The organism is Burkholderiales bacterium, from assembly GCA_036262035.1.
GTDB lineage: Bacteria > Pseudomonadota > Gammaproteobacteria > Burkholderiales > SG8-41 > JAQGMV01.
On sequence record DATAJS010000013.1, the window covers coordinates 79,456 to 105,123 of the forward strand.

Consider the following 25,668-nt stretch of genomic DNA (forward strand, 5'->3'; position numbering starts at 1 on the left):
TCATTTCGTCTGTTCCAGTGACAGGAAATAGTTCTTGACGGTGTCCCTGAGGTCCTCGGGGATGCGTTCGGTCGCGAGCTCCGCTTCCGCCTGGCGCCGATAGCTCGTGATGACTTCGTCGCGCGTGAGCCGGCTGGTGCCGGGCTTCGGCACCGCCTTGAAGAACGTGGAGCTGCGCTCGCCTTCGCCGATCTCGCCTTTGAGCTGGGCGCGGCGTGCGCCTTGCGCTTCCGGCAGCGACGGCGCGCCACGTTTCTCTCCGGGCGCGTTCCCCGGCGAGTTGCCGGGAATGTTCGGATCCCAGCGCTCGGCGCGTCCGTCCTTCTTCGGGTCGTCGCCGCCGGCGCGGCCTCGGGGGTCGCCGGGCCGACCGCGCTCGCGCTGCGTCAGCGCCTTGAGCGACTGCTCCGCGTCGGCGAGCGCTCGCCGGTCGAGCTCGGCGGTCGCGTCCTGCTCGAGCTTGTCCACCAGCGCCTTCAGCTCGCCGCGCGAGAGCTCCCGCGAGCCGCCCCGCGGCGCGTCGAGCTGCTTCTGCAAGCGGGTCAGACCGGCGAGGCGCTGCTGCCAGTCCTGCGCTTCGCTGTCCCCTGCGTTGAACGATTCGCGCGCGGCCTCGAGCTCCGCCCTCAGGTCGGAAAGCTCGCGGCGGCTCGTCGGCAGCGTGCCGGGGTCTCGTCCGCCGCTTGTTTGAGACGCCAGCTTGTTACGAAAGTCGCCGAGCTCGCGCTCGAGCCCGTCCTGCGTGGTCCCGGTCTCGAGGCCGCGTCGCGCGATCTTCTCCAGCTCGCGCGCAGCGGCGAGCGTTTTGGGCAGCGCTTCGCTTTGCGCCTTCTGCGCAAGCTCGCGCGCGAGCTCGCGCAGCTCGCGTGCAAGCGCGGGTTGCTGTCGCGGCGAGACGCCGTGGATGCCGAACCGCGTGTCGAAGTGCAGCATCGCCAGCCACAGCGCGAAGATCGGCAGGAGCAGCCACGCGTGCCAACCCCACGCGCGCGGAAAGAGCGCCCGCGGATCGAAGCTGCGCATTCTGTCCGCCGCTTCGCGCAGCACGAGCAGCGCCACCGCTTTCGTCTCGTCGCGCCGCAAAAGCTCCCATGCGGTGGTGGCGCGCTCGTCCAGGTGCAGCTTCCTGTCCAGCGCCGCCAGCGCTCGCGTGGTATCGGGCTCACGCCAGCGTCGCGCGTAGAGCAGATACGGTGCGATCGCGGCGAACATCGCCGCGGGCGGCGCCCACGCCCAACCGGAAGGGAGCGTCACGAACAGCGGCACGGCAAGCGCTGCCAGAAACGTATAGAACAGCGCGACGACGAGCGTGGCCTCGTACCGTTTGCGCCGCTCCCAGCCCAGCAGGCGCGAGAGGCGCGCTTCGAGCGTTTCGCTAGCGGTGTCCAAGCGTCACCCTTTTCAACGCCCAGCGGTGCGCGACGAGCCCCGAGCCGGCGAGCGCAAGGTGAAAAGCGAAATGGAGCACGTGCGCCGAGGCGCTGACGCCGGCGACCCTGAACGGCGCGGGCTCTTCGCGTCCCAGCACGGCGAGCAGATAGACCACCGGATCGAGCGGCAGGTAAACCGCCAGCGCCGCCACGACCACGACGAGCGTGAAACAGCGAATGGCGAACTGGCGGGTCTCCCGCTCGCGCTCCCAGAGGACCGACGCCGCCAGTCCCCACACGCCGTAGCAGAAGCCGTAGAAAAAGATGAGCGCCAGCGCGGCGGCGAGAACGAAGAGCGGCGTGTGGGAAATCGCCGCCGCCCACACGAGGATCGGCGTGCTCAGCAGCAGGAGACATGACAGGTGCGCGAGCAGCGCCGCGACGCGGCCTCTCGCCACGACTCGAAGCGCGCGAGGGCCGCCGCGCAGCCACTCTTCGAGCGGTTTGAAGCGCCGCGACGCGTATTCGTGGTTCGCGAGCCGCAGCGCGAAATACACGATCAGCGCGAGCGCCGCGGACGCGCAGATCTCGAGCAGCATGGCCGAGCCTCTCCACATCTGCTCGCCCAGCGACTGCGTCCAGAGCGCGCCGAAAGCGGCCGGCGCGAGAAAGACGAGCAGGTAGAAATAGACCGTCAGGACGTTGCCTTCCTCGAACAACACCTCGAAGTTCTCGCGCAGGACCGGATTCATTCGTCCTCCGGTCCGGCGAGCGGCGCGATCGCGCGGTAGAGCGCGTAGCTTTGCACGCGCACGCGCGCCTCGCCGGTCTCGAAGCGCGGCTCGGGCTCTCTCAACCACCCGACGAAGAGCGCGGCGCCGTTGCGCGAGAAGCTTTGCGTGCCTCCTTCCGGGAAGAACGACGCCTGGAAGAGCACGTCGCGCGGCTTGTCGTTGAACCTGATCTCGCGCAGGCTTTGCTCGGTGCGTCTCGCGGGATCCGCGGCGGCGTCGGGCAGCGCGAACGATTTCTTCCATCGCTCGCCGGCCGGCAGGTTGCCCAGAGCGACGTGCAGGCCGGGCGCGACCAGCCAGCAGTCGGTGAGATCCTTGCCGCTCTGGTTGAGAACGTCGAGCACGAGCTCACCCTGGGTCTGCACGATCGCAGCCGCGAGCTGCAGGCGCTCCACGTGACGCGCGCGGAGCAGCTTGTAGTCCCACGCCTTCAGCGGGACCTCGACGCGCGTGGTCCCGGCGCCGTGCCGGTAGACGAGCGACGGAGCCGGCTGCGCGGCGGCCGTCCGGAGACGCGGAACGGCATCCACCCACGCTTGCCCGAAAGCGAGACTGTAGTCGTGCGGCCGAGTCGAGAACAAGGCGAGGTTGCTCTGCGCGTCGACGTAACCGCCCCCGGCGTCTTCCATGACGCTCGCCGTCAGGAGCACGCCTTCCGGCGAGCGCTCACCACGGCTGAAGTAGAGATATCCGGCGACGGCGGTGCAGCCGATCCAGCCGCAGCACGCGAGGATGAGCTTGCGCGGGGTCATGCGCCAGCGCCGCCACAGGCGCACGAGCACGATGAGGCCCGCGAGGTATCCGGCGATGGCGAAGAAGAGCGAGCGGCCCGGCAGGTACGTGGACACGAACCACGGACTGAGCAGCGCCTGCGAGAAGATCGAATCGGTCCATTGCGTCTCCAGGGACGCGCTCTCCACCGGACGCGTAGCCAGCAGGTCCTGCAGGAATCGCGGCAGGCCGTTCCACGTTGAGAGCGGCGGACGGCCCGCGTCGACGGCGAGATACGCCACCTTGCCCCTGCCCCAATCGCTCTCGACGATGAGCGGCAGGCCTTCCGCCTCGCTCACGAGCCGCCCCTTCACGAGCGTCGCCGTCTGCGTCCACACGCCGCCGATGGCATCGAAGGGGTCCGCGCCGACGTGCGCGGTGAAGGCGGTGCGTTTGACGCCGTGCACCCGCACCGGAAGAAAACGTGCGAGCTGCGGCGCCTGGTACAGCGTGTAGTTCAGGCTGCCGATGATCACCATCCTGCCGCCTGCCGCGAGCCAGTGCTCGAGCGCGAGACTCTGCGTGCGAGACAGATCGCGCAGCGACAGATCGTACACGACAAGGTGAGAGACGCCGCGCAGCGCCCGCGCATCCCGCGGCAATTCGGCGACGCCCACCGCGACCACGCGGTTCGTGAGCGACGCGCCGAGCGAGGTCAGGGGAATCGCGCTGCCCTCGCTCAGGCTCAATACCACCGGCGCGGGCGTGAAGTGACGCCGCAGGTCGACGGCGCGCGACGCCGACGCCGATGCGCCGGTAAAGCGGATCTCGAGCGGGCGGTTGAGGACGTCCGGGTCGACGGTGAGCTCGACGCTGCGGCGCGAGCGCGCGGGCAGAAAGACCTCGCGGCGATGGAAGGCCTGGTACGCCGCACCGCCCTGCTCCGGGCCGCCTTTCCAAACCCCGATTTCCAGGATGCCTTCCGTCGAAGCGCCGATGTTCTCCAGGCCGACCTCGAGCGGAAACGGGCGGCCCAACTGGAACACGCCGTGGAAGCCGACCCGGGGCTCGATCAGGATCGTCGCGGCCGACGCGACCGGCGGCAGCATGGCCAGGAACAGGCACAGCGCGAGGAGGCCGCAGGCCGATCGGCGTCGACGTCGAGCGCGGCGTACCTCGTGCTCCGTCATCGGATTCACCTCTTCGCGGGTCGCCACAGGCTGGCGCCCGGACCTGCATATTATTCGCAGGACCGCCGACGGCGGCGAGCCCGCATCGATACGGGCCCGCGCGAGGACTGCGTCGCTAACCGGACCTCAGTACAGATGGCACGCGACCCGATGGTCGGGCGCGATCTCTTTTTCTTCCGGGACCGCTTCGCGGCATCGGGCCATCGCGTAGGGGCAGCGCGGATGGAAGCGGCACCCGGACGGCGGGTTGATGGGGGAAGGCACCTCGCCGCTGAGGATGATCTCCTCGCGCGTCTCGTCGGGATGGGCGGGCAGCGCCGCCGAGAACAGCGCTTTCGTATAGGGATGCAGCGGATGGCGGAAGAGCTCTTTGGTCTTCGCCTTCTCCACGATCTTCCCCAGGTACAACCGCGACCTCGCTCGCCATGTAGCGCGTGGTCGCGAGATGGTGGGCGATCAGGAGATAGCTCACGTCGTACTGCCGCTGCAGGTCGACGAGCAGGTTCATTGATCTGCGCGCGGATCGACACGTCGAGCACCGACACCGGCTCGTCGAGGATGATCAGCTTCGGCTTGGAGACGAGCGCGCTCGCCACCGCGATGCGCTGGCGCTGACCGCCGCTGAACTCGTGCGGATACAGGTTCGCCTGCTGCGCGCGCAGTCCGACCAAGGCGAGCGCCTCGCCGACGCGCGCCGTGATCTCGCCGTCCGAGACGCGCTGGTTGCATACCAGCGGCTCCCACGGATCCTGGAAGACCGCCTGCACCGCCGTGCGATAGCCCTTCAGCGCGTCGCCTTCGAGCGCGTGGACATCGTGACCGTCGCGCGCCGCGGCGGACCGGGCCGTGCGCGTCTGCACCGTCGGCTTCGGCACGCCGCCGCGGTCCTCGCGCCGGCCGCGGCGGCCCTCTCGACGCTGTGGTCGAGACCGGTCAGTTAGCGGCCACCGCGTCGATGTGATCGAGGCGGATGATGATGCGGCCGTAGGTCTGGTTGCGCACCTCGACCGCGTCGTTGCCGATGACGCGGACCACGCCGCCGCCGATCTGCTGGCCGCGCACGTAGAACATCAGCCCGCGCTTGTCTTTCTGGCTCACGGTGAAGAGCTCCTGCCAGGCCTGCGACACGCCGGTCGGCACGCCGGGCGACTGCGCGAGGACCGGGGCCGGCAGGGCGAGCGCGGCGAGGAAGGCCGAGACGGCGATGAAACGGTTGCGACGGGCGCGGGACATGTTGTTCTCCTTGTGGATGTAGGTACGGCCGCGTTGCCTAACGGCCGCGGCAGGCATATCGTAGGCGCGCGGTACGAAAAACCAACCAGGGAGGGGACATGGCGAACGGTCGCCCGCGCCGGCCGGACACCGCTTCCCCGAGCCTACGGCTCCGGGCTCCTGCTGCGCCCAAAAATATTCGAAAAATCCGGAACTTTCCCCGGACGCGCTTGCCTGTAGACAGTCGTTCCGCCACCGAGGAGACAACATAAGTGAGCAACCGTTTTAGCGCCGTACGCCTGGGTCTCGCCATCGTGCTCGCGGCCCTGGTCGCAACTGCCTGCAGCTTCACGCGTTTCGGCTACAACCAGGCCGACACCCTCGCCGCCTGGATGGCGGACGAGTACTTCGATCTGGACGGCCAGCAGAAGCAGGAATTCTCGACCCGCTTCGGCCGCTTCTATGCGTGGCACCGCAACGAGCAGCTTCCCGAGTACGCCGCTTTCCTGCACACCGCGCAGGGCAAGGTGAAACAGGGCATCGCCCGTCAGGACGTGCTGTGGTTCGTCGACGGGCTGCGTACCCGGGTCCGGACCGCCGCACGGCAGGGCGCGCCGGAGGCCGCCGCTTTCCTCGCGACGCTCACCCCCGCGCAGATCGAGAACCTCCAGAAGAAGTGGGAGAAGGACAACAGGAAGTACGTGAAGGAGAACAAGGTCAACGGCAGCGCCGAGGAGCGCGCCGAGGTCGAGGCCAAGAAAGTCGTCAAGACGTTCAAGGAGTGGCTGACCCCGCTGACCGACGCGCAGGAGACGCGGGTCGCGGCGATGGTGCGCGAGCTCCCGCCGATCGACCAGTTCCGCTACGCCGAGCGCCTGCGCCGCCAGAAGGAGTTCATCGCCCTGCTCCAGCATCGCAACGAGGACCGCGAGCGCTTCACCAGGCTCGTCGGCGACTACCTCGCGAACTGGGACAAGGGCCGCACCGCGGACGAGCAGAAGCGCCTCGACGCGTGGTGGCAGAAGCGGGCCGACATCTTCGTCGCGCTCGACAAGTCGATGAGCGCCGAGCAGCGCACCGCCTCGATCGCGAAAATGCAGGGCTACATCGAGGACTTCACGCAGCTCGCCGGCAAAAGCAGCTCGAGCCGCACCGCCGCGCGCTGACACGTCGGCCTTCCGGCCGCCGCGAGTGTTGAGTGTTGAGTTGTGAGTGTTGAGTGAAAACCGGGAGACTTGCCGTAGACTCCCTCACTCAACACTAAACACTCAACACTCGAATGCACTATTCCGGCACCATCCGCAGCAAGCTGCCGAATGTCGGCACCACGATCTTCACCATCATGTCGCGCCTGGCGGCCGAGCACGGTGCGATCAATCTGTCGCAGGGCTTTCCCGATTTCGACTGCGCGCCTGAGCTGCGCGCGCTGCTCACCAAGTACCTCAACTCGGGGCTGAACCAGTACCCGCCGATGGCGGGCATCCCGGCGCTGCGCGATGCGATCGCGGAGAAGGTCGAATCGCTGTACGGCGCGAAGTACGATCCCGAGGATGAGATCACCGTCGTCCCCGGCGCGACCTACGGCATCTTCACCGCGGTGGCGGCGATGGTGCGCCCGGGCGACGAAGTCATCCTGTTCGAGCCCGCGTACGACAGCTATGCGCCGGCGATCGAGGTGAACGGCGGCAAGCCGGTCTACGTCCAGCTCACCTATCCCGACTACGCGATCCCCTGGCAGGCGGTGCAGGAAGCGATCACGCCCAGGACCCGGATGATCGTGATCAACTCCCCGAACAATCCGACCGCGAGCGTATTCTCGTCCGAGGACCTGCGCATGCTCGAAGGCCTGCTCGAAGGCACCGACATCGTCGTGGTGAGCGACGAGGTCTACGAGCACATCGTCTTCGACGGGCACGCGCACCAGAGCGTGGCGCGCTATCCGAAGCTCGCGGAGCGCAGCTTCATCGTCTCCTCGTTCGGCAAGACCTATCACGTCACCGGCTGGAAGACCGGCTACGTGCTCGCGCCGCGGGAGCTGTCCCTCGAGTTCCGCAAAGTGCACCAGTTCAACTGCTTCGTCGCGAACGGTCCGGTGCAATACGCCTTCGCCGAATACATGAAGGAGAAGGACGCTTATCTCGCGCTCGCGGCGTTCTATCAGAAGAAGCGCGATTTCTTTCTCGCGGGTCTGCAAGGCTCGCGCTGGAAGCCGCTGCCCTCGCGCGGGACCTTCTTCCAGAACCTCTGCTACGACGCCATCAGCGACGAGCGCGACACCGATCTCGCGGTGCGCCTCACGCGGGAGCTCGGCGTCGCTTCGATTCCGGTCTCGGTGTTCTATCGCGAGCCGCCCGCGCACCGCGTGCTTCGCTTCTGCTTCGCGAAGTCAGAAGAGACGCTCGCCAAGGGCGCCGAGATCCTGCGCGGTATTTAGAGGGAGGGAGGTTCAAGGAGGGAACCGCAGGTGCCCTCCTTGGCGTTCATCGGCGAGCGCCGCGCGTAGCGGCGTTCATCGGCGAGCGCCGCGCAGCGGCGACTTCAGCGCGACGTCGTCCTCCGCGAAGATGCTTGGTCGCGGAGTCAGCCAGCCGAAGAACGCCGCCGCGATCGCCGCGATCGCGTGCAGCCATACGTCGTTGCCGTAGACCGGCGCCAGCCCGAAGAGTGTGTTGAGCGCCGGCACGAGGCCCACGATCGCAAGCGCGCCGCTGATCACCGCGATGGTCTTGGCGTAGGCGCGCGAGCCGCCGGCGCTGCGCGATGCCGTGATGCCCCATGCACCCATCGCCATGTGGACGAGGTTCACGAAGTAATTCACCGGAAGAATGCCGAACAGGTAACCGTAGTAGTAGGTGAAGCGCACGTCGGGCGCCTGCTCGGGCGCGGGGGTGACGAGCGGCGAGATGAAGCCGAGCACCCCTATGGCCAGAAACACGATGCCGATAGCGAGCGCGAATGCGCGTCCAGTCACGTCGATCTCCTCGAAGGTCGGGCCGTAAGCCCTTGTCCGGCATTTGTTTGCATTTAGCGTGCCGGAAATAACCTCGACGGGAACGGGCGTTGCATCGTGAAAGACATGATTGCAGTGGCTCGAATCGGCATGTCGCTCGCGCTCGCGATGGGGCTCACCGCGTGCGATCCCTCGCAGAAGAAGCCGGAGGTGATCGAAACCGCGGTTCTGACCCAGCGCGTCGGCGATACGCCCGCAACTGTGCCCGAGGCGACCGGCTCGCCAAGCGCCGGCTCGGAACGCAGCGTGCGCCTGTTCGGTCCTGGCATCAGCCGCCAGCGCCAGACACGGATCTGAGCCGGCACCCCATCAGACTTCGAGGAGACGACATCATGAAACCCGGCAAGCGCATCACCTTCGTGGCGGCGGCCGCCGCGCTCGGACTCGCGGCGTGTACGACGCCGCCTTATTCGGACGGCTCGTATCCGCAGGCCCAATCTCAATATCCGGCCGGCCAGTACCCGGCCTATCCGCAGGCGCAGTACGCGCAGTACGGCTACGTCGAAGCGGTCGAGGTGGTGCCTGTCGAGCAGCGCAGCGGCCCGGGGATCGGCGCGATCGGCGGCGCGATTGCGGGCGGCGTGCTGGGCAACCAGATCGGCCACGGCACCGGCCGCGCGGCGGCGACGGTCGGCGGCGCGGTCGCGGGCGGCGTGATCGGCCACCAGGTCGAGCAGCGCGTGCGCGGCAACCAGGCCAACAGCCAGTACCGCTTCCGCGTGCGCATGGACGACGGCAGCTACCAGACCTTCGTCCAGGACCAGCACAACAACATCCGCGTCGGCGATCGCGTGAGAGTGGAGAACGGGCAGGTCTACGCGGGCTAGCCCCAAGCGCGAAACGAAAAACGGCACCCCCGGGTGCCGTTTTTTATCGGGATCTGACCCCGGCCTTTTCGGGGTCAGATCCCGGTTTGCTCAGAGAACTCCCGACGCGCCCCCATCCACGTTGATGCAGCATCCCGTGACGTAGCTCGCCGCATCCGACGCGAGGAACGCGATGACGTTCGCGACCTCTTCGGCTTCACCCATGCGCCCGAGCGGGACGGTCCTGCCGGTCTTCTCGTAGTGCTCGGCGACCGGGATGCCCGAGCGCGCGGCGCGCCGCTCCTGCTGCATCGACTTGATCTTGCCGACCGCGACCGCGTTCACGAGGATGTTGTCGGCGGCATATTCCTTCGACAGCGCCTTGGTGAGCGCGAGGCCCGCGGCGCGGCTGATCGTCGTCGGGAACGAGCCGGCGAACGGCTGCTTGGCCCCGACCATGTTCAGGTTGATGATGCGCCCGCCGCCCTGCTTCTTCATGTGCGGCACCGCCGCGCGCGTGGTGCGGATGTGCGCGAACACCTTGACGTCGAGGTCCTTCTGCCACGCCTCGTCGGCGACTTTCTCGAACGGGTCCTGTCCCGTGCCGCCGGCGTTGTTGACGACGATGTCGAGACGGCCGAACTCTTGCACCGTCTCGTCGATGAAACGCTCGAGGTCCCCGGGCTTGGTCGCATCGGCCACGATCGCGAGCACTTTCGCGCCCGACTTGCGAAGCTCGTCGGCGAACGCGTTCAGCACGTCGGCGCGCCGCGCGCACAGCGCGACGCTCGCGCCTTCCTCCGCGAGCCGCTTCACCGTCGCCCGCCCGATCCCTTCGCTGCCGCCCGTCACCGCGGCGACCTTGCCACGCAATCCCAGCTCCATCTGCATTTCCTCCCGAAAGTGAGTGCGGCGGATTGTGTCACAATGAAAATCCGTGAACGGGTGAACGAGTGAACGGGTAAACCCGCTCGAAACGCCCGTTCACTCATTCACCCGTTCACGCCCTTGAAAATGATCATCGCCATCCCCGACGACTACCACGGCGTCGTCACGACGCTCGACTGCATGAAGCACCTCGCGGGTCACGAGGTGCGCGTCTACACCGACGCGGCGCCGCCGTTCGAGCGCACCGTCGAGATGCTGAAGGACGCCGACATCGTCGTGCCGATCCGCGAGCGCACGAATTTCACGCGCGAGCTGATCGCGGCGCTGCCGAAGCTCAAGCTGTTCAGCCAGACCGGCCGCAGCACGCACCACATCGACGCCGCCGCGTGCACCGAGCGCGGCATCGCGATCGCGGCGGGCACGCATGCGTCGCCGTATACGGTCGCGGAGCACACCTGGGCGCTCATCCTGTCGACGCTGCGTCACATCCCCGAAGAGACCGCGCTCATGAAGCGCGGCGAGTTCCGCCGCTCGTTCAGCCTCGGGCTGCACGGCCGCACGCTCGGCATCTTCGGTCTGGGCAAGATCGGCAAGCTCGTCGCCGCGACCGGCGCCTCGTTCGGCATGCGCGTGCTCGTGTGGGGGCGCTACAACTCACTGCGAGACGCACGCGAGCTGGGGTACGAGCTCGCCGAGGACCAGCGCGACCTCTTCGCGCGCGCCGACGTGCTGAGCCTCAACGTGAGGCTGACGAAGGAGACGCGCGGTCTGGTGCAAGCCGCCGATCTCGCTTTGATGAAACCCGACGCGATGCTCGTGAACGCCGCGCGCGCCGAGCTGATCGAGCACGGCGCGCTCGCAGCGGCGCTGGCGCGCGGCCGTCCGGGCTACGCCGCGGTCGACGTCTACGAAGACGAGCCGGTGCTCGAAGGCGACCATCCGCTGCTGCGTCTGCCCAACGCGCTCTGCACGCCGCACACCGCGTGGCTCGAGCGCGACACCTACGAGCTCTATTTCGGCGAAGCGTTCGAGAACGCCGCCGCCTGGGCCGCGGGCAGGCCGGTGAAGCTCGTCAATCGGGTGGTGCTGCGTTAAACTGCGGGCTCCTACCCGCACGTCCCCCGACCGATGGCCGAATCCAAGCTGTTCGAAGGCGAGCTGCACGATGCAATGCAGCAGCTCTTCGACGAAACCATAGAAGCGATGCAGCTCGCCAAGCAGAGCCCCGACCTGGACGATCTCGCAGCGGTGTTCGCGGTCGCGCTGCTGAAGCTCGGTCTCGCGACCGGCTTCGTCGAGCAGCGCCACCCCGGCTTCGCCAAGGACGTCGAAGAGAAGCGCCAGCGCGTCATCGCCGCGCTGCAGGCCGAGCAGCAACAGCAACAACAGCAGCAGCAGCAGCAGAAACAGCAGCACTGAACCTCTTGCAAGGTGTACGCGTGAATACCGCTACCGGGCTCTCGCTGCCCATCTACCTCGACAATTCGGCGACGACTCCGCTCGATCCGCGGGTGGTCGACGCCATGCTGCCGTATCTCACCACGCATTTCGGCAATCCCGCGAGCACGACCCACGAGTTCGGCCGGATCGCCATGCACGCGGTCGAGCGCGCGCGCGCCGAAGTCGCGGCGCTGGTCAACGCCGACGAGCGCGAGATCGTGTGGACGTCCGGCGCGACCGAGTCGAACAACCTCGCGATCAAGGGCGCCGCGGCGGCGGGCACGCGCGGCAAGCGCCTCGTCACGGTGCAGACCGAGCACAAGGCGGTGCTCGACACGATGAAGGAGCTCGAGCGCGCGGGATACGAAGTCACCTACCTCGCGCCGGAGCCCAACGGCCTCGTCGACCCGCAGAAGTTCGCCGCCGCGCTCAGGCCCGACACGCAGCTTGCATCGGTGATGCTCGTCAACAACGAGATCGGCGTGATCCAGGACATCGCTGCGCTCGGCGAGGTCTGCCGCGAGCGCGGCATCGTCTTCCACGTCGACGCCGCGCAGGCGACCGGCAAGGTCGCGATCGATCTGAAGCAGCTTCCCGTCGACCTGATGTCGCTCACGGCGCACAAGACCTACGGCCCCAAAGGCATCGGAGCGCTGTACGTGCGCCGCGGCGCGCGCGTCGCGGCGCAGATGCACGGCGGCGGCCACGAGCGCGGCATGCGCTCGGGGACGCTTCCGACGCACCAGATCGTCGGCATGGGCGCGTGCTTCCGCCTGGCGCAGGAGGACATGGCCACCGAGGTGCCGCGCCTGCGCAGCTTGCGCGACCGGCTGTGGGCCGGGATCTCCGATCTCCCCGAGCTGCGCATCAACGGCGACATGGAGCGCCGCATCGCGAACAATCTCAACCTGTCGGTATCGCTGCCGGACTGCGACGCGCTCGTGACCTCGCTCACCGATATCGCGGTGTCGTCCACGTCGGCGTGCTCGTCGGGCAGCGCGATGCCTTCTCACGTGCTGCAGGCGCTCGGCGCGGAAGGCTCGAGCACGATCCGCCTGACGATCGGACGCTTCAACACCGTCGACGAGATCGATCACGCCATACGCCACCTGCGCGACAAGCTCGAAGAATGCCGGGCGCGAAAGGCGGCGTGACCGCGTAGCGTCGCCGGCACGTCTCGTGCAGCGCTCGAAGTACCCATAAGGAGCGCCGCATGAAACGAGCAAACCACGGAACCCGACTCGAAGGCACGCCCAGGAACGACGTGCCGCCCCCGCCGACCGCGCAGACCGGCAAAAACCCCAGGGACGCGCGCGAGGACGACAAGCAGCTCGAGGAGAACCGGAAGGAGCTGCACGTCGGCGAGGACCACAAGACCGAGGACATGGAGCAAGGCAACCGCGGCACTTTCCCGTAGGCCTTCGGCCCCCGTTAAGCGCCAGGGAGGGAACCTGCGGTTTCCCTCCTTGATCCTCCCTTCCCTCCAACGGCGATACCCTTGCATTGCGGGGCGACCCTAGCTACCCTCAGCGCCTCCTCCTGGAAGCGCTGAAATGGGACTCACCGCAGTAGAAAAGACGCTCGCAGCCAAGAGCGGGAAAGCGAGCGTACGCCCCGGGGACGTCGTCTTCCCCGACCCCGACTTCATCATGATCCACGACGGTGTCGTGATGGGCGCCAAGCGCGAGCTCGACGCCCTCGGCATCGACAAGCTCGCCGCGCCCGACAAGGTCGTGATGGTCACCGATCACGACGTGATCTACGGCAGCGCGCGCGCGGCCGAGCGCGGCGCCTACAACCGCAACGCGGCCCGCGCGTGGGGCGTGAAGAATTTCTACGACGTCGGCCGCGGCGGCCACGGCCACGTCTTCCCGATGGAAACCGGCATGCTGCTGCCGGGCATGTTCTATTTCGACAACGACCGCCACGCGACCAACGCCGGCGCGATCGGCGCGTTCGGTTTCCGCATGGGCACCGAGATCAGCCGCGTGCTCGCCACCGGCACCAACTGGATCATGGTGCCCAAGACCGTGCGCATCACGATCAAGGGCACGCTGCGGCCCGGCGTGCACGCGCGCGACGTCGGCTTTCGCATCGCCACGATGCTCGCGACCGGCGAGCTCGACGCCGATCTCGACTATCGCGTCCTCGAATACGCGGGCGATCTCGACCAGTTCGATCTCGCGGCGCGGGCGGCGCTGTGCTCGAGCCCGACCGAGATGCGCGCCTACGGCATCTTCGTGCCGCCGTCCGAAGCGATACTCGAGCGTGCACGGGCCCATGCGAAGCGGCCTTTCACGCCGGTATACGCGGACAAGGATGCCGAGTACGACGCCGACCTCACGCTCGATGTCTCGGCGCTCGAGCCGCAGGTCGCGAAGCCCGGCGGCGTCGAGCGTGCGGTGGACGTGGCCGAAGTCGCCGGCACCCGCATCGATCACGTCTTCCTCGGATCGTGCGGGTCGAGCTTCTTCGAGGACATGCAGACCGCCGCGCGCATGCTCGAAGGCAAACGCCTCGCACCGCACGTGCGCATGTTCGTCGCACCCGGCTCGGAGCAGTCGACGCAGCGCATGGCGCGGGAAGGACTGCTCCAGACGTTCATCGAGGCCGGCGCGGTGATGCTTCCCGCCGGCTGCGGCCCCTGCAACGACGCGGTGATCGGGCCGGTGCATTCGGGCGAGGTGTCGATTTCCACCGCGGCGAACAACAACTTCGGGCGGTTCGGCGCGAAGGATGCGCAGCTCTATCTGGGCTCGCCGGCCACCGTCGCGGCTTCGGCCATCGCGGGGGTCATCGCGGACCCGCGAACTGTTTAAAAGCAATGAACCGCCAAGGACGCAAAGGACACAAAGGAAAACCAAATCTTTTCGTAGGGTGCGTTAGCCGCGCAGCGGCGTAACGCACCGCAAAGGCATTAGCCCTTCTCGGTGCGTTACGCTACCGCTAACGCACCCTACGTTCGTATCGCTTTCCTTTGCGTCCTTTGCGGTTAAACGATTTTCAAGCTCACATGACCGACTTCCAATGGCGGCTCGAAGGCCGCTGCTACAAGCTGGGGCACGACGTGCCGCATCCGGGCGGGGTGGTGCCGAACCACATCATCGTCGGGCGGCACTTCGACGCGAAAGACATCATTCCCCAGCTCTTCGCCGAGACCGACCCCGGCTTTCACGAGCGCTGCAAGCCGGGCGACATCATCGTCGCCGGCCGCAACTTCGGCATGGGCCCGAAGATGAACGGCTACATCGCCATGCAGGCGCTCGGGCTCGGCCTCGTCTGCGAATCGATGCCTTTCCTCGCCTACCGCGCCGCGGTCGGCTGCGGGCTGCGCGTGCTCACCGACTGCGTGAACGTCCTCGAGTTCTGCGAGACCGGCGACGAGCTCGAGGTGGATTTCAGGAACGGCTTCTTCGTGAACCGCACCCGCGGCATACAGCGCGAATACCCGCCGATCCCCGACGGGCTGCTCGAGCTCGTCGAGCTCGGCGGCAACACCGGTTGGCTCGAGCAGTGGTGGGCATCGCAGCAGCAGGACGCCGCGGCCTCGTGACGCGCGGCGCCCGCATCGCCGCGGCGCTCGCCCTGAGCGTCCTCGCCGGCATCGCGCAAGGCGCCGCGGACAGCGCGAAGGACTGCGGCACGATCACCGGCAATCCCAGGGCGGCGATCGAGGCGTGCACGCGCGCGATCGAGTTCCTGAGCCTCGATCGTCCCGATCTCGCCAAGGCCTATTACTCGCGAGGGACCGAGTACGCGGCCCTCGGCAACCACGACCGCGCACTGCCCGACTTCAACATGGCGATCGAGCTCGATCCCAATCTCGCCAGCGCGTACTACAACCGCGCGCTCGCGTGGTCGGCGAAAGGCGAGTCCGACCGGGCGCTAGCCGATTACGATACCGCGGGCAAGCTCAACCCCCGCGACGCCAACGTATTCCTCGGCCGCGGCGCCGAATGGATCGCCAAGGGCGATTACCGCCGCGCGATGGCGCAATACGACGACGCGCTGCGCCTCAACGCCGAATCGTCGCCGGCGTGGTTCGGGCGCGGCCGCGCCCGCTTTTACGCAGGCGATTTCATGATGGCGGCGTCCGACCTCTACCGCGCCCACGATCTCGCGCCCGGCATTTACTCCGCGATCTGGCTCTACCTCGCCCGCAAGCACGCCGACATCCCCGGCGAGCGCACCCTCGCGCGCGAAGCCGGCACCAGCGGCAGCGGACAGTGGCCGGCGCCGGTCGTCGGGCTGTATCTCGGCAACACCCCCCCGGACGCCGTCGCCCGCGCCGCGTCGAACCCGGACCCGGCGCGCGCCCGCGACCTCAAGTGCGAGGCGAGCTTCTACATCGGCCAGTGGCACGTGCTGCGCGGCGCGCGCGACGCCGCGATCCCGCTCCTGAAGGAAGCCGAGAGCACCTGCCCGAGGAGCTTCATCGAGCGCGAAGGCGCGGCAGCGGAGCTCACGCGCCTGCGGTAGCGCAGGCGCCCTCGCCTGCATCCGATTCGCGGTCCGTCCCGCAGGCGAGGCGCCTGCGCTACATTGTCGCCGTGACCCTCGACGCGACCATCGTCCCGCTCGCCGACGCGCACATCGAAGGCTTTCGCGCGGCGGTGGACAGCGTCGCGCGCGAGCGGCGCTACGTCGCGATGCTCCAGGCGCCGCCGCTCGAGGACTGCCGGGCGTACGTGCTCGACATGCGCCGCCGCGGCTTTCCCCAGTACGTCGCGCTCTGCGACGAGCGCGTCGCCGGCTGGTGCGACCTCTCCCCGGTCAACCGTCCGGTTCACGCGCACTGCGGCACGCTGGGTATCGGGGTGATCGCGGATTACCGCGGGCGCGGTCTCGGCAGCCGCCTGCTCGCGGCGACGCTGGAGCGCGGCCGCAAGATCGGTCTCACCCGCATCGAGCTCGAAGTGCGCGCAGCGAACCTGCCCGCGATCGCGCTCTACGAGCGCTTCGGCTTCGTCCGCGAAGGGGTGAAGAAGAACTCGGTGCGCATCGACGGCGAGTACGAGGACGTCATCGCGATGGCGTTGTTGTTCTGACCGGCGCGCGTTCATGTAGCGCCGCCAGGCGCATAAGCGCGCCTTTGCGCGGGAGGCGCAGCTTGCTGCGCCGACCAGCGGCGTGGACCCGTCAGCGCTCGAGGGCCGACCGCACGATCGTGGAAATGAGCTCGGGATAAGGCACGCCGGCAAAGCACCGGTCGCGCCCGAACGTGTGGCGCGTGAGGTCGGGGTTGGGATTCGCTTCGAGGAAGACGAGCTCGTTCTCAGGCGTCAGGCGGTAATCGACCCGGGCGTAGTCGCGCAGCTTGAGCGCGTGGAAGATGCGCCGGCTCGCGTCCTCGATGTGACGCGCCACCTCGGGCGCGAGCTTCGGGACGCGATAGCGCACGCGCCATTTGCTGCGATATCGCGCATCGGTCTTGATGCGGTCGGTCGCGAAGCTCGGCGCCCCCCGCCCGCTTCTGCCCACCACGAGCTCCAGAGGCGGCATCACCCGCGGCTCGTTGCCGAGGAGCGCCACGAAGAGGTCGCGCCCGCCGACGAACTGCTCGCACATCAGCGCGTCGGACCTGCGCCTGCGGATCGAGGCCAGCCTTCGGGCGAGCTCCGCATCGCTTTTCACGAGCGAAGCGGTGCCGATCTCGTCCGAGCCGTCGCCGTACTGCGGCTTCACGAACACCGGATAGCGGAGCGTGCCGGCGCGGGGACGGCGGCCGTTGACGAGCGTGTGCGGCGCCACCGCGACGCCGAGCTCCGACACGATGCGCTTCGCGAGCGCCTTGTCGCGCGCGATCTGCATCGCGTCGGGCCCCGAGCCGGTATAGCGCAGCCGCATCATGTCGAGCATGCCGGCGATGGCCGAATCGAGGCGGCGATCGCCTGCGACCCATTCGGTGAGATTGAAAACGAGAGACGGTTTGGCGTCGCGCAGCGCCTCGACCGTGGGCGTGATCGAAGCATCGAACGGCAGGACGCGGATGCGCGCGTGCTCGCGCGCAAGCTCCTGCACGACCTGCCATTCCATCGTGCCGCGCTCGAGCTCGAACTCGCCGCGCGCATCGTGCGCGCCGGTCTCGGCATCGACGAGGACTGCGATGTCGACGCCATTGACGCGATTGCCTGTCATGCGGGCGATTCTATATCGCGCGTCACTTGATCGGCAGGAAAACAGCCGTCGCGACGCTCTGCACGACTTTGACCACGGTGCGGTTGTCCTTGTCCGCGATCACCTTCGACAGCACGTCGAGGCTGCCGATGATCTTGCCGAACTCGCGCTCGTACGAGAGGTTCGCGCCTTCGTTCGACAGCAGATAGAGCTGCCCCTGCGGCGTGCGCTTGGTGGAGAGCATCCAGACCGCGATCTCTACGTTGCGCGCCGCGTTGTAGAGCCGCTGCGGATTGAGGTCGTCGATGAGATAGAACTCGGTCTTGTCGTTGAATGCGGCCTGGATCATGCTCGCGACCCCCGCGATGTAGGCGAGCACGCGATCGCCCTGGTAATCCTCGCGGAAGGCGAGGTGGATCGCCTGCACGTCGCGCGCGCCGTTGAGCTCCGCGAAGCGCCAGCGGTGGTCCGCGTCGAAGATGCGCGACAGGCCCTGGTCGAGCGCGAACGCCCCGCCCTTCCTCAGCTCGCGCGGATTGCGGCGATAGAGCTTCTCGGTGAGGATCTTCAGGTTGGCGAAGATCTCGCGCTGCTGCGCCTCGGCGACGCGGTCGATGTCGGTCTTGACGAGCTGGCGCGGGGTGAAGCCGTGGTTCGCGGCGGTGGGAGGGACGGTCCGGCCCGCCGAGCAGCCGGCGAGCAGGAGGACTGTAGTCGCTAGAACAGCGGCATTGAGCACGTCCGCGATTGTACCGCCGAAAAGCCGCATGCAGATCAAGAGGCGAGCCCGCCGCCGGGACGCGCGACGACCCGCGCCCGGCGTCGACTCCCTTCGTCGGCGCCTCATGGCCCATGTGCGCCATCAGCGCGGCCATCGTGGTGCGCAGGACCGCCTCGTCATCGGTGATCAGGATGCGCATACCGCTTCAACCGAACAGCAGAGCAGTCCCGCGCGCCAGCAGCGGCGGGATCTCCGCGGGAGGCACCGGGCGGCTGCAGTAGTACCCCTGTATCTCGTCGCATCGCAACGTCCTGAGGAACTCCAGTTGTTCCGCCGTTTCCACGCCTTCGGCGATGACTCGCAGGTCGAGGCTCTGTGCCAGGGATGTTATCGACCTGGCGATGGCCACGGCGTTCGCGTTCGCCGGGATATCGCGGACGAACGACTGATCGATCTTGAGCTTGTCCACCGGCAGCCGCCGCAAGTAGCTCAGACTCGAGTAGCCGGTGCCGAAATCGTCTATGGAAAGGCATATCCCCATGTCTTTGAGGGTCGTGAGGACGCGCAGCGCTTCTTCGGCCTCCGACATCAGCAGGCTTTCGGTGATCTCGAGCTCGAGCTGCGACGGCTCCAGCCCCGACTCGTCGAGAACGTCCGCGACGAGCTCGGTGAACCCCGCCTGGCGGAACTGCAGCGCCGACAGGTTGACCGCCACGACCACGGGTTTGAGACCGCGCGCGTTCCACGCCCGGGCCTGCATGCACGCGTGGCGGAGTATCCAGGTGCCGAGCGGAACGATGAGGCCGCTTTGCTCCGCCACCGGAATGAACCGGGCCGGCGAAATCAGACCGGATTCGGGGTGTTTCCATCGGGCGAGGGCTTCCACGCCGTTGATCTCGTTCGTGCCGAGATCGAGCTGCGGCTGGTAATCGAGAAAGAGCTGCCCCTCTTCCAGCGCACGGCGCAGGCCGCGCTCCATGCATATCCTCTCGCGTATGCGCGCGCCCATTTCGGCATGAAACACTTCGAACCGGTCGCGGCCCCGCTCCTTGGCGCGGTACATGGCCGCACCCGCATGGCTCAGGAGCGTCGCGGCGTCGGAGCCGTCCTGCGGGAACGTGCTCACGCCCACGCTGCACGTGATGAAGATATCGCGGTCCTGCACCGTGAGCGGCGCCTCGAACGCCTCGAGAATCCGCTCGATCGCGGTAGCGAATCTCTCGTCTCCACGGCACGAGAGGACGAGCGCGAACTCGTCCCCGCCGTATCGGGCAACCGTGTCGTCGCTCCGAAGGAGCCCCTGAAGGCGCTGCGCCGCAGCCGCGAGCACGCCATCGCCGATCGCGTGGCCATAACCGTCGTTGACGAGCTTGAAGCCGTCCAGGCCGACCATCGCTACGGCGAAGACCGCGGCCCTGCGCCGGGCATGTGCGATTTCCTGCCGGATACGATCCGCCAGCAGGTAACGGTTCGCCAGCCCTGTCAGCGCATCGAAACAGGCGTGCCGCTCGAGCTGGGCTTCGGCCGCCTTGCGCGCCGTGATGTCCTGGTACGTGCCCAGCACGCCGATGATGCCGCCCTCGATATCGCGCAACGGGACCTTCGACGTCTCGAGCCATCCCGTGCTCCCATCTGCCCGGCTGACCGGCTCTTCATAGCCGAGCTTCGCCTGTCCGCTGGACATGACGGCTTCGTCATCCCGGCGGTACTTCGCCGCGTGCTCCCGCATCGCGAGCTCAGCGTCGGTCTTGCCGACGACCTCCGCGGGACTGCCGGCGCCCGCGTCACGCGCGAACAGGTCGTTGCAGCCCAGATACCGCGATTCCCGGTCCTTCCAGAAGACACGCTGAGGGATGGTGTCGAGCACCGAACGGAGCATCTCGTGGGCAGCGAACAGCGACTCATGAGCGATCTCGCGGTTTGTCACATCCCGCCGCATGGCTCTTGCGAGAAGCACCACGAGCAGAATGGACGCCACGGTGAACACCCCCAGACCGGCGATCGTGACGTGCAGATTCGTTCGTGCGTCCGCGGTGCGGGCGCGAAGCAAGGCGTCCTCCTCCTCACGCGTGCGCTCTACCGCGGCTCTCACCGAATCCAGAAGCACGACACCGGTCCCGGCCGCGATCTTCGCCAGCGCCGCCTGCTCGCCGCTCGTCCGCCGCGTTTCGATGACTTCCGAGAGCCAGCCGACGGCACGCCCCACCGCCAGCTCGATCTCGCCCAGGCGCTGTTGCTGCGCCCAATCCCCGGCCGCGAGGAGGCGCGCCGCGGCCATCGCCTGTCCGACGTCTTCGACCGCGCGGCCGTGCCACTCGAGGAAGGCGACAGCGCCTGTGATCGCGTAGCCTCGCTCGGCGCTCGCGGCCTTTGCAACGCCGGCGTCCAGGCTGGAAAGCGCCTGGCGCATGCGCAGCGACTTCGTAACGCCCGAGTCGGCTTCTACAAGGCGGGCGATGTGGTAATAAGAGACCGCCACGTTGACCACGAGCATGCCGGACAAGGCGGCGAGCAGCAGCAGGAGACGGCGCGAGATCCGCGGCCTGGGCGCCGAATGGCCGCGAGCGGGTATTTGGCCCGGCGAGGTGAACGAGTGGGTTTGCACTGGCAGGAAAGGATGTTGCATCGCTCGCCTATCGGCTACGTAAAATCGGCCACGAGATGAATGCGAACGAGACTGAAGCCGGCGCTGTCCGCGTCCGTACCCATGCCTGCGCCGACGTGGATGAGATCGCGGCCGCTCTCACCGGCCTCCAGGCGAGGATGTGGGTGGCGGACCGGCCGTCAGGCGCCGCCTGGAAGTTGCTCGACGTGGATGTCGGCGGATTTCGGTTGATGCACGGGGAGATGGCCGGCGGGTTCTGCGGTGCTGCCGGCGTACATGAACGCTCCCTCCTCGTGGCGGTGAAGCTCGACGCAACCAGTCCGTGGAATCTGCATGGTTGTCCGGTGACGGAGGACGAGATCGCCGTCATCCGCCCCGGCACCGAGTACACGCTGAGGACGGCGGCACCTGGCGAGTGGGCGCTCGTGCGTCTCGACGCTCTCGAGCTCGAAGGCCGCCTCACCGAGATGTCGGAAGGCGGCTATGCGCGACTGCGCGGGGCGCTCCATGTATTGCGGCCGGCGGCGGAGCCGCTCCGGGCCCTGCGCGCAGCGGTGTATCGGTTGATCGGCGCGAGCCGCGCCGAAGCCCAGGCAAGCCGCCTGGATGGCCTCACCGCCGCCCTTCACGCACAGATTCTGGAGACCGTGGGCGGCGCCATGCTGCGGTGGGACCCGGCGCCGCGCGAGAACGACGCGCGTGTCGTCCGCCGCGCGCTCTCGTATCTGGAGGAGCACCAGGGCCGCGCGGTTTACGTGTCGGATCTCTGCGCCGCCGGCGGCTGCAGCGAACGCGCGCTCAGACGGGCCTTCAACGCCGTTTACGACTCGAGCCCGATCGCGTTCATCCGTGCGCGCCACCTGAACCACGCGCGACGTGCGCTTCTGGCCGGGCGCTGCCAATCGGTGACCGAGGCGGCGATGCAGTACAGCTTCTACGATGTCGGCCGTTTTTCGGCGACTTACAGGAAGCTCTTCGGCGAATTGCCGTCGAAAACGGCGGAACGTCAGCGCGCGCTGACGGCCGACTGACCCTCGAATCTTCCTTTCGCGCTCAGGCTCGTCGCGGTGCCTCGCCCAGCGCGGCCAGGACCCGCTCCGGCAGCATCGGCTGCATCCTCAGCCGCACGCCGGTGAGCTGATACACCGCGTTCGAGATCGCCGGCGCCGCGAGCGGCGTGGTCATCTGGCCCGCGCCGGTGGGATGGTTCCGCGTCGGCATGAGCTTGATGTGTATCTCCGGCAGGTCCTTCATGCGCGGCACCTGGTAGTCGTAGAAGTTCGACTGCTGCACCACGCCGTCCTCGATCGTGATGCGCTCGGTGAGCGCGAGGCCGAGGCCGTAGACCAGCGAGCTTTCGCTCTGGGCGATCACGTTGTCGGGATGGACCGGGATCCCGCAATCGATGGTGCACCAGAAGTCGTGCACCTTGATCGCGCCGGTCGAGCGGTCGACCGACACCTCCGCGATTCCCGCGAGCTGCGTTCCCGAATAGTCGAGGTACGCGACGCCCAGCCCCCGTCCCTCGCGCTTGCGGCCCCAGTCGGCCATCTTCGCGGCCTCTTCGATGACCGCGCGCGCCCGCGGCTGCCTGGAGAGGTGCTGCAGCCGGAACTGCACCGGGTCGACGCCGCGCTTGATCGCGACCTCGTCCATGAACACTTCGTTCGCGAACGCGTTCTGCCCCACGCCGATCGCGCGCAACGGCGCGGTGCGCATCCCGGTGTCCTGCTGCAGCCCTTCCGCAAGCCAGTCGTCGACGTCGTACGTGGGGAGCTCGGTGCCGCGCATCGCGATGTTGTCGCGGCCTTTCATGGTGGTCCAGCGCACCGGGTCCATGAACGCGAGCACGCGGTCGCACACCACGCGGTGATGCCACGAGGTGAGCTTGCCGTTCGCGTCGAGCCCGGCCCGTATGCGGTTCACGTACAGCGGCCGGAAGCGCCCGTTCTTCACGTCGTCCTCGCGCGTCCAGATCACCTTTACCGGCTTGCCCGCGGCCTTGGACATCAGCACGGCGTCGACGATGAACTCGACGTCGCGATTGCCCCGCCGGCCGAAACCGCCGCCGAGCAGGTAGCCGTTGTATTTCACTTTCTCGACGGGGATGGAGAGCGCCTTGGCGACCGCGTCGACCGCGATCGTCTGGCTCTGCGTGCCGACCCAGATCTCGCACGCGTCGCCCGCGGGGCTCACCGCGGCGGTGGCGTTGAGCGGCTCCATCTGCGCGTGGTAGGCGTAGTCGGCGCGGTATTCGCCTTCGACCACGCTCGCCGCCGACTTCATCGCGGCATCGACGTCGCCCTTGCGGTCCCACGCGATGCCTTTCTTCGTGCCGTCGAGCGAGATCCTGGAGAATTGCTCGATCGCCTTGTCGTTGGCGTAATCCCAGCCTGCCGCCTTGCGGCTCCACGTCACCTTCAGCGCGTTCTTCGCCTTGAAAGCGGCCCACGGCGAATCGGCGATGACGCCGACGCCGTAGGGCAGCCTCACGACGTCGATCACGCCTTCGATGGCGCGCGCCGCGGCGTCGTCGAGCATCGAAGGCGCCGCGCCTTCGACCGGCTGGCGCAGGATCGCGCCGTAGACCATCCCCGGCACCTGCACGTCGATGCTGTAGGTGAGCGTGCCGTCCACTTTCTGCGGCACGTCGACGCGCCCGATGTCGTTGCCGAGCAGGCGGAAGCTGCGGGTCGTGACCGGCTCGAGCTCGATCTGCGGCGCCGCCGCGGGCACTTTCATGAAGCCGGCGATCTCGCCGTAGGACAGCCTGCGGCCGCTCTTCTCGTGCAGGACGAACCCCGGCACGGTCGTGAGCTCGCTCATCGGCACGTTCCAGCGCTGCGCCGCGTTGTCGACGAGGACATAGCGCACCTGCGCGCCGAACTGCCGCAGCGTGGTGAAGTAGCCGGTGACCGTCGCGCTGCCGGCGGTGTATTGCAGCCCGCCGAACGCCGGGTTGCCGTAGAGCTTGTTGTTCGGCGGGGCCGGAACGATGACGACCTTGTTCCAGTCGGCGTCCATCTCCTCCGCGACGATGCGCGGCAGCGAGGTGAGCGAGCCCTGCCCCATCTCGGAGGCGGGTGACATGATGTAGACCGTGCCGTCCGTCGTGAGCGTGACATAGTGGTTGATCGCAGTGCCGCGGCTCGTCGATGCGAGCTTGGCGGCTGCGCGAACGAGCGAAGGCGCGCCGGCGACGGCGCCGAACGTGAGACCCGCGGCGCCGACCATGAAGCGGCGGCGGCTGGTGCTTCGAATGTCGTTCGCGCCCATGGCTACGCCTGCCTCAAAGCGCGCTCGATCGCGCGCACGATCCGCACATAGGTGCCGCAGCGGCAGATGTTGGGGCTCATGTACTCGACGATCTGCTCGCGGGTGGGCCGCGGCGTTTCCCTGAGCAGCCCCGCCGCGCGCATGATCTGTCCCGACTGGCAGTAGCCGCACTGCGGCACCTGCTCGGCGATCCACGCCTTCTGCAGCGGATGGCTGGAGTCGGCCGACAGGCCTTCGATGGTGGTCACCGAGCGCCCGGCGACGTCCTTGAGCGGATACAGGCAGGACTGGGTGGGTTTGCCGTCGAGGTGGACGGTGCACGCGCCGCACTGGCCGACGCCGCAGCCGAACTTGGTGCCGGTGAGCTTGAGGTGCTCGCGGATCACCCACAGGAGCGGGGTGTCTGCGAGCGCGGTGACCGACACGCGCCGGCCGTTGACGGTCAGCGACGTCGTGATCTTCTGGGTCATGGCCCCTCCTTGGAACGCTGCTGAGCCGGCTCCTCGGACCCTCTTATAATCGAGCCATTCTATAGCGGACGTAAGACCATGGCTTCCATCAAACCCTCCGGCGAGACGCTCGGCGCGGACGTGACGGGGATCGACCTTTCGCGGCCTTTGACCGATCGCGATTTCGCGACGATCGTCTCGGCGCTCGGCGAGCACGGCGTGCTGCGCTTTCCCGACCAGAACCTCGAAGCGCAGAGCCTGCGTGCGTTCTCCAGTCGTTTCGGCGGCCTTCAGGCGTCGGTGACCGGCAAGCTCGGCGTCCCCGGCATGCCCGAGGTCGGCATCCTCTCGAACATCATCGAGAACGGCCAGCCGATCGGCCTCGCCGACGCCGGCCAGGACTGGCACACCGACATGTCGTACAACAACCTGATCGGCTACACCAACGTGCTGTACGCGGTGAAGGTGCCGCGGCGCGACGGCAAGCCGCTCGGCGCGACGCAGTTCGCGAACATGCACGCGGCGTACGAGGATCTCGACCCCGAGCTGAAAGAACGCCTGGCGGGCTGCACCGCGACCCACGACTTCAACAAGTTCTGGGAAGCGATGCGCACGCGCCCCGGCAGCATCCGCCCGCCGCTCACGCCCGAGCAGCGCGCCAAGCGCCCGCCGTCGGTGCATCCGGTGTTCCTCACCCACCCGATCACCGGGCGCACGGTGCTCTACTGCAATCCGGGTTACGCGATCCGCATCAACGAGCTCGACCAGGCCGAAAGCGACCGCGTGCTCGACTTCCTGTTCAAGCATCAGCTCCAGGACCAGTACGTCTATACCCACACCTGGACCGAGCGCGACGTGCTCATGTGGGATCACATCGGCACGCTGCACAACGCGATCCCCGATTACCGCGCCGACGAGCCTCGCCTCATGCTCCGCTGCCAGGTGATGGCCGACAAGGTCTTCGAGCCCGGTTTCGGCCGCCTCGCGGCGTAGGGTGGCTCGTCATTCCCGAACCGCGGTAGCGGGACTGTCGGATATCCCCTTCCCCCTCAGGGGGAAGGTAGGATGGGGGTGGTTTT

26 protein-coding genes and 1 pseudogene are annotated in these 25,668 nt (G+C 67.7%); 14 read left to right on the plus strand and 13 right to left on the minus strand.

Annotated elements, in window-relative coordinates:
• The 6 genes and pseudogenes from VHP37_15795 to VHP37_15820 all read right to left on the minus strand — a co-directional run bounded on the left by VHP37_15795 (position 1) and on the right by VHP37_15820 (position 5,298).
• Positions 1-1,389 (minus strand): hypothetical protein, encoded by a 1,389-nt coding sequence (locus tag VHP37_15795; protein HEX2827816.1) that lies wholly within the window; start codon positions 1,387-1,389, stop codon positions 1-3.
• Positions 1,376-2,122, minus strand: coding sequence for a hypothetical protein (locus VHP37_15800; GenBank protein ID HEX2827817.1), 747 nt, complete (start codon positions 2,120-2,122; stop codon positions 1,376-1,378). The genes VHP37_15795 and VHP37_15800 overlap by 14 nt, the downstream gene beginning before the upstream one ends.
• Entirely contained in the window at positions 2,119-4,065 is a 1,947-nt protein-coding gene (locus VHP37_15805; protein ID HEX2827818.1) for a hypothetical protein, read from the minus strand. Before VHP37_15805 ends, VHP37_15800 begins: the two co-directional genes overlap by 4 nt.
• A gap of 126 nt (positions 4,066-4,191) precedes the next feature.
• Positions 4,192-4,473, minus strand: coding sequence for an ABC transporter ATP-binding protein (locus VHP37_15810; GenBank protein HEX2827819.1), 282 nt, complete (start codon positions 4,471-4,473; stop codon positions 4,192-4,194).
• Positions 4,474-4,667: 194 nt separating this feature from the next.
• Positions 4,668-4,940, minus strand: a pseudogene (locus VHP37_15815) (peptide ABC transporter ATP-binding protein).
• Positions 4,941-4,998: 58 nt separating this feature from the next.
• Positions 4,999-5,298 carry a hypothetical protein gene (locus tag VHP37_15820; GenBank protein ID HEX2827820.1) on the minus strand — a complete coding sequence of 100 codons (300 nt, stop codon included), beginning with the start codon at positions 5,296-5,298 and terminating at the stop codon, positions 4,999-5,001.
• 251 nt (positions 5,299-5,549) lie between these two features.
• Here VHP37_15820 and VHP37_15825 point away from each other — a divergent pair, with 251 nt between their 5' ends.
• Both VHP37_15825 and VHP37_15830 read left to right on the plus strand, forming a co-directional pair.
• Entirely contained in the window at positions 5,550-6,443 is an 894-nt protein-coding gene (locus tag VHP37_15825; protein ID HEX2827821.1) for a DUF6279 family lipoprotein, read from the plus strand.
• 113 nt (positions 6,444-6,556) lie between these two features.
• A complete protein-coding gene (locus VHP37_15830; protein HEX2827822.1) occupies positions 6,557-7,711 on the plus strand; it encodes a methionine aminotransferase in 1,155 nt (384 codons plus the stop codon).
• 75 nt (positions 7,712-7,786) lie between these two features.
• Here VHP37_15830 and VHP37_15835 read toward each other — a convergent pair whose 3' ends face one another.
• Entirely contained in the window at positions 7,787-8,248 is a 462-nt protein-coding gene (locus VHP37_15835) for a DUF4383 domain-containing protein (GenBank protein ID HEX2827823.1), read from the minus strand.
• A gap of 129 nt (positions 8,249-8,377) precedes the next feature.
• Here VHP37_15835 and VHP37_15840 point away from each other — a divergent pair, with 129 nt between their 5' ends.
• Both VHP37_15840 and VHP37_15845 read left to right on the plus strand, forming a co-directional pair.
• A complete protein-coding gene (locus VHP37_15840; GenBank protein ID HEX2827824.1) occupies positions 8,378-8,584 on the plus strand; it encodes a hypothetical protein in 207 nt (68 codons plus the stop codon).
• A gap of 35 nt (positions 8,585-8,619) precedes the next feature.
• The gene (locus VHP37_15845) at positions 8,620-9,114 is read left to right on the plus strand and encodes a glycine zipper 2TM domain-containing protein (GenBank protein HEX2827825.1); all 495 of its coding nucleotides are present in this window, start codon (positions 8,620-8,622) and stop codon (positions 9,112-9,114) included.
• Positions 9,115-9,204: 90 nt separating this feature from the next.
• Here VHP37_15845 and VHP37_15850 read toward each other — a convergent pair whose 3' ends face one another.
• On the minus strand, positions 9,205-9,978 hold the full coding sequence (locus VHP37_15850; protein ID HEX2827826.1) for an SDR family oxidoreductase: 774 nt from the start codon (positions 9,976-9,978) through the stop codon (positions 9,205-9,207).
• Positions 9,979-10,107: 129 nt separating this feature from the next.
• Here VHP37_15850 and VHP37_15855 point away from each other — a divergent pair, with 129 nt between their 5' ends.
• The 8 genes from VHP37_15855 to VHP37_15890 all read left to right on the plus strand — a co-directional run bounded on the left by VHP37_15855 (position 10,108) and on the right by VHP37_15890 (position 16,469).
• The gene (locus VHP37_15855) at positions 10,108-11,076 is read left to right on the plus strand and encodes a D-2-hydroxyacid dehydrogenase family protein (protein HEX2827827.1); all 969 of its coding nucleotides are present in this window, start codon (positions 10,108-10,110) and stop codon (positions 11,074-11,076) included.
• A 33-nt stretch (positions 11,077-11,109) separates the two neighbouring features.
• Positions 11,110-11,400: a hypothetical protein gene (locus tag VHP37_15860; GenBank protein HEX2827828.1), complete on the plus strand. Its 291-nt coding sequence runs from the start codon at positions 11,110-11,112 to the stop codon at positions 11,398-11,400.
• A gap of 20 nt (positions 11,401-11,420) precedes the next feature.
• Positions 11,421-12,575 carry an aminotransferase class V-fold PLP-dependent enzyme gene (locus VHP37_15865; GenBank protein HEX2827829.1) on the plus strand — a complete coding sequence of 385 codons (1,155 nt, stop codon included), beginning with the start codon at positions 11,421-11,423 and terminating at the stop codon, positions 12,573-12,575.
• 59 nt (positions 12,576-12,634) lie between these two features.
• Positions 12,635-12,838 carry a hypothetical protein gene (locus tag VHP37_15870; protein HEX2827830.1) on the plus strand — a complete coding sequence of 68 codons (204 nt, stop codon included), beginning with the start codon at positions 12,635-12,637 and terminating at the stop codon, positions 12,836-12,838.
• Positions 12,839-12,974: 136 nt separating this feature from the next.
• Positions 12,975-14,240 (plus strand): aconitase family protein, encoded by a 1,266-nt coding sequence (locus tag VHP37_15875; protein ID HEX2827831.1) that lies wholly within the window; start codon positions 12,975-12,977, stop codon positions 14,238-14,240.
• A 194-nt stretch (positions 14,241-14,434) separates the two neighbouring features.
• On the plus strand, positions 14,435-14,974 hold the full coding sequence (locus VHP37_15880; GenBank protein ID HEX2827832.1) for a hypothetical protein: 540 nt from the start codon (positions 14,435-14,437) through the stop codon (positions 14,972-14,974).
• Positions 14,938-15,900, plus strand: a complete 963-nt coding sequence (locus VHP37_15885) for a tetratricopeptide repeat protein (protein ID HEX2827833.1) — start codon at positions 14,938-14,940, stop codon at positions 15,898-15,900. Before VHP37_15880 ends, VHP37_15885 begins: the two co-directional genes overlap by 37 nt.
• 71 nt (positions 15,901-15,971) lie before the next feature.
• Complete coding sequence (locus VHP37_15890) at positions 15,972-16,469, plus strand: GNAT family N-acetyltransferase (GenBank protein HEX2827834.1); 498 nt, start codon at positions 15,972-15,974, stop codon at positions 16,467-16,469.
• Positions 16,470-16,560: 91 nt separating this feature from the next.
• Here VHP37_15890 and VHP37_15895 read toward each other — a convergent pair whose 3' ends face one another.
• The 3 genes from VHP37_15895 to VHP37_15905 form a co-directional block, all read right to left on the minus strand.
• Positions 16,561-17,559, minus strand: coding sequence for a hypothetical protein (locus tag VHP37_15895; GenBank protein HEX2827835.1), 999 nt, complete (start codon positions 17,557-17,559; stop codon positions 16,561-16,563).
• 22 nt (positions 17,560-17,581) lie between these two features.
• Positions 17,582-18,307: a hypothetical protein gene (locus VHP37_15900; protein ID HEX2827836.1), complete on the minus strand. Its 726-nt coding sequence runs from the start codon at positions 18,305-18,307 to the stop codon at positions 17,582-17,584.
• Positions 18,308-18,464: 157 nt separating this feature from the next.
• Positions 18,465-20,885 (minus strand): EAL domain-containing protein, encoded by a 2,421-nt coding sequence (locus VHP37_15905; GenBank protein ID HEX2827837.1) that lies wholly within the window; start codon positions 20,883-20,885, stop codon positions 18,465-18,467.
• Between the two features lie 35 nt (positions 20,886-20,920).
• Here VHP37_15905 and VHP37_15910 point away from each other — a divergent pair, with 35 nt between their 5' ends.
• A complete protein-coding gene (locus VHP37_15910) occupies positions 20,921-21,895 on the plus strand; it encodes a helix-turn-helix domain-containing protein (protein ID HEX2827838.1) in 975 nt (324 codons plus the stop codon).
• Between the two features lie 22 nt (positions 21,896-21,917).
• Here the strand turns inward: VHP37_15910 and VHP37_15915 are convergent, their stop codons facing one another.
• Positions 21,918-24,140 (minus strand): molybdopterin cofactor-binding domain-containing protein, encoded by a 2,223-nt coding sequence (locus VHP37_15915; protein ID HEX2827839.1) that lies wholly within the window; start codon positions 24,138-24,140, stop codon positions 21,918-21,920.
• Between the two features lie 2 nt (positions 24,141-24,142).
• A complete protein-coding gene (locus tag VHP37_15920; protein ID HEX2827840.1) occupies positions 24,143-24,610 on the minus strand; it encodes a (2Fe-2S)-binding protein in 468 nt (155 codons plus the stop codon).
• A 78-nt stretch (positions 24,611-24,688) separates the two neighbouring features.
• Between VHP37_15920 and VHP37_15925 the strand changes: the two genes are divergently transcribed.
• Complete coding sequence (locus VHP37_15925; GenBank protein ID HEX2827841.1) at positions 24,689-25,582, plus strand: TauD/TfdA family dioxygenase; 894 nt, start codon at positions 24,689-24,691, stop codon at positions 25,580-25,582.
• Positions 25,583-25,668 lie beyond the last annotated feature (86 nt).